Genomic DNA, 2,529 nt, shown 5'->3' with positions numbered 1-2,529 from the left:
GAAGATCTCCCCCCAGCCGATGCCGCGGTGGATCTTGACGAAATAGCCGCGGCCTTCGACTTCGGTGCGCAGGGTACGGCGGCCTTCCAGCTCGCGGTACACCTCGCCTTGCAAGGCCTCGACGGCCTCGAAGGCATCGCGCCCGGCCCACAGGCGCTTGAACGGCTCAGCCAGTATCAGTTTCATGCGCGCTCCTGCGCCAGGATCACGTCGGCGGCATGCTCGGGCATGCTGTAGAGGTCGGCCGTGTCGGCAAATGCCAGGCCATTGCGCGCCCACGCGGCGCGTGCCTGGCCGTCTTCGAGCATGCGCTGCAGGTAGCGGTTGAGCTGCTCCTGCTCGAACGGCTCATCGAGCACCAGGCCGCTGTCGGCTTCGGCAATGTAATGGGCATAGCCGCACACGGCCGAGACCAGTACCGGCAGCCCGGCGACCAGCGCTTCGAGCAGCACGGTGCCGGTGTTTTCGTTGTAGGCCGGGTGGATCAGCAGGTCGGCGCCGAGCAGAAAGCGCGGGATATCGCTGCGGCCCTTGAGGAACTGCACCTGCTCGGTCAGGCCGAGGGTCGCGCTTTGCAGCTGGAACACCTTGGGGTCGTCCTGGCCGATGACCATCAGCCGCGTGCGCTTGCGCAAGGCCGGTGGCAAGGCCGCCAGGGCCTTGAGGCTGCGGTCGACGCCCTTGGTCTTGAAGCCCGAGCCGATCTGCACCATCAGCAGCTGATCGTCTTTCAGCTCGAACTCGCGGCGGAACTCGGCACGGATCTGGGCGGCATTGGCCGGTGCCCGGCGATCCTGGCTGATACCCGGTGGCAGCAGGTGGAAGCGCTCGATCGGGGTGTCGTAATGCTTGATGAACAGCGGTTGCTGAACCTCGGAGATCATCAGGATCTCGGTCCTGGCCTCCTTGGCGAACACTGCCCGCTCGTACTCGGCAAAGTGCCGGTAGCGGCCCCAGCGCCGGTACAGCGAGTTGCGCAGGTTCTGCGCCTTGTCTTCAAAGCAGCCGTCGGCGGCGTAGTACACGTCCAGCCCGGGCATCTTGTTGAAGCCGATCAGGCGATCAACCGGGCGCTTGGCCAGGTCCGCGCCCATCCAGGCGCTGAGCTTCTCGTTGCGCCGATGGTTGAACAGCGCCTTGACCGGCGCCACCAGCACTTCGAAGCCCTCCGGCACATCGCCTTCCCAGATCAGCGTGTAGACGCGGATCTGGTGACCGCGACGCTGGCACTCCAGGGCAATGCGCATGAAGTCGCGCTGCAGGCCGCCGAAGGGGAAATACTTGTATAGAACAAAAGCCAGTTGCATCAACGAACATCCTCAGCCAGCAGCAACGCGCGCAATTGGCTCGCCACACGCTCGGGATTCAGGCGAGTGAAGCACAGCGGCCACTCGCGTTTGAGATCGAACCGGCGCTGGTCATCAGCGCTCGGTTTGTAGGTACATTTCTTCTGCAGGCACGGCGCGCAGGCAAAATCGCTGGCGATATGCACCTGGGATTTGCCATAGGCACCAGTGAGCCCCGGGTTGGTCGGACCGAACAGCGACAGGGTCGGCACATCCAGTGCCGCCGCCAGGTGGCCGAGGCCGGTATCCACGGCAATGCAGGCCTTGGCTGCGGCCAGTACGCGGGCGACTCCGACCAGGTTCAGCTTGGGCAGCACCTGGCAGTTGCTCAGGCCCTTGGCGATGCGCTCGGCCCGCGCCTGCTCGGCCGCGTTGCCCCACGGCAGGCGTACCTGCAGGCCTTGCTGGCCGAGGCGTTCGGCCAACTGGCGCCAGTAGGCTTCCGGCCAATGCTTGGTCGCCCAGGTGGTACCGTGCAGGAACACCACGAACGGCGCCGCTGGCGGCAGCTGCAGGCGATTGAGGTCCAGACCGTAATCACCGAGCCCGGCCGGCAGGTTGTAGCCCAGCGCCAGGGCGAACAGCTGGCGCACCCGCTCCACCGCATGCTGGCCGCGCTCCACCGACAAACGCCGGTCGTAGAAACGGCTCGACAGCCCTTCACGGGCCGAATAGCGGTCCATGCCGGCCACCGGCGCCTTGACGTAACGGGTCAGCCAGGCCGATTTGACCAGGCCCTGGGCGTCGATCACCAGGTCGTACTTGCTCTCGCGCAGACGCTGCTTGAACTGGCGCCACTCGCCGCTCTTGAAGGTTTGCCAGAGGTTCTTGCGCCAGCGGCGGATGGCCACCGGGATGATCTTGTCTACCGCCGGGTGCCAGCTGGGGATCTCGGCAAAGCCTTCTTCGACCACCCAGTCGAAGCGGATGCCAGGGATTGCCCGGGCAGCGTCGGTCAGCGCCGGCAGCGCATGGATCACATCGCCCAGGGACGAAGTCTTGATCAGCAGTACCCGCACTTACTCGACCTCGGCCATGACGTCGATCAGGTTCGGACCGTTCAGGCGCTGCAGCGCAGCTTCCACGGCTTCCGGCTCCAGCTGACGCAAGCAGTTGTAATGGCCGAACCGGCAGGTACGGTCGAAGCAGGGGCTGCAGTCCAGACCCAGGCGCACCACCTCGA

Annotated in this window: 3 protein-coding genes and 1 pseudogene; all 4 read right to left on the bottom strand. The window is 65.5% G+C overall.

Features of this window, described 5'->3' with window-relative positions; all coding sequences use genetic code 11:
- The coding region (locus UW3_RS29290) for a lipopolysaccharide kinase InaA family protein (RefSeq protein WP_010221384.1) at nucleotides 1–186 on the bottom strand (186 nt) is incomplete at its 3' end.
- Nucleotides 183–1,307 (bottom strand): glycosyltransferase family 4 protein, encoded by a 1,125-nt coding sequence (locus tag UW3_RS0105960; RefSeq protein WP_010221383.1) that lies wholly within the window; start codon nucleotides 1,305–1,307, stop codon nucleotides 183–185. The genes UW3_RS29290 and UW3_RS0105960, both read right to left, overlap by 4 nt.
- Complete coding sequence (gene waaC / locus UW3_RS0105955; protein ID WP_010221382.1) at nucleotides 1,307–2,365, bottom strand: lipopolysaccharide heptosyltransferase I; 1,059 nt, start codon at nucleotides 2,363–2,365, stop codon at nucleotides 1,307–1,309. The genes UW3_RS0105960 and waaC overlap by 1 nt, the downstream gene beginning before the upstream one ends.
- Nucleotides 2,366–2,529 (bottom strand): annotated as a pseudogene (locus tag UW3_RS29285) (lipopolysaccharide heptosyltransferase II); the annotation flags it as partial.

Source organism: Pseudomonas donghuensis (assembly GCF_000259195.1).
GTDB lineage: Bacteria > Pseudomonadota > Gammaproteobacteria > Pseudomonadales > Pseudomonadaceae > Aquipseudomonas > Aquipseudomonas donghuensis.
The sequence above is the reverse complement of the archived record's forward strand: the minus strand, read 5'-3'. Positions and strand labels throughout refer to the sequence as shown.

Coding starts and splice junctions, on each gene's coding strand:
- UW3_RS0105960 (WP_010221383.1), bottom strand. CDS start 1,307: ATGCAACTGGCTTTTGTTCTATACAAGTATTTCCCCTTCGGCGGCCTG.